The organism is Rothia sp. HMSC075F09 (assembly GCF_001810515.1).
GTDB lineage: Bacteria > Actinomycetota > Actinomycetes > Actinomycetales > Micrococcaceae > Rothia.
This window is the reverse complement of record NZ_KV801797.1, coordinates 1-464: the sequence shown is the minus strand read 5'-3', so window position 1 is coordinate 464 and position 464 is coordinate 1. Positions and strand designations below refer to the sequence as shown.

Sequence of the window (464 nt, the reverse complement as noted above, 5' to 3'; positions counted from 1 at the left end):
TCGTCGTTTTGTTCGGCGAGGACGGCTCCGACTAGGCGGATGATTGCTTGTCGGTTGGGGAAGATTCCCACGGTGTCGGTGCGGCGGCGGATTTCGCGGTTGAGGCGTTCGTTGGGGTTGTTGGACCAGATCTGGGTCCACACCCCGGTGGGGAAGGACGCGAACGCGAGGACGTCTGCCCTGGCTTGATCGAGGTGATCACACACGGCGGGGAGCTTGTCGTGGACGTAGTCCAAGAGCCGGTCGTATTGAGCGTTGACCGATGCCGCGTCGGGCTGGTCATACACCGAGTGCAGCATCGCTTTGACAGCGGGCCATAGTGCTTTGGGGGTGACGGACATGAGATTAGCGGCGTAGTGGGTACGGCATCGTTGCCAGGTGGCTCCGGGTAGGTTGGCGGCGATGGCCTCAACCAGGCCCAGATGGGCATCACTGGTGACCAGGCGCACGCCGGTCAGGCCTCG

Annotated in this window: 1 protein-coding gene; it reads right to left on the bottom strand. The window is 63.1% G+C overall.

The window, feature by feature from the left end; all coding sequences use genetic code 11:
* Nucleotides 1–464, bottom strand: a 464-nt coding sequence (locus HMPREF2749_RS07390) for a transposase (protein ID WP_210395344.1), incomplete at both ends; no start/stop codon positions are given.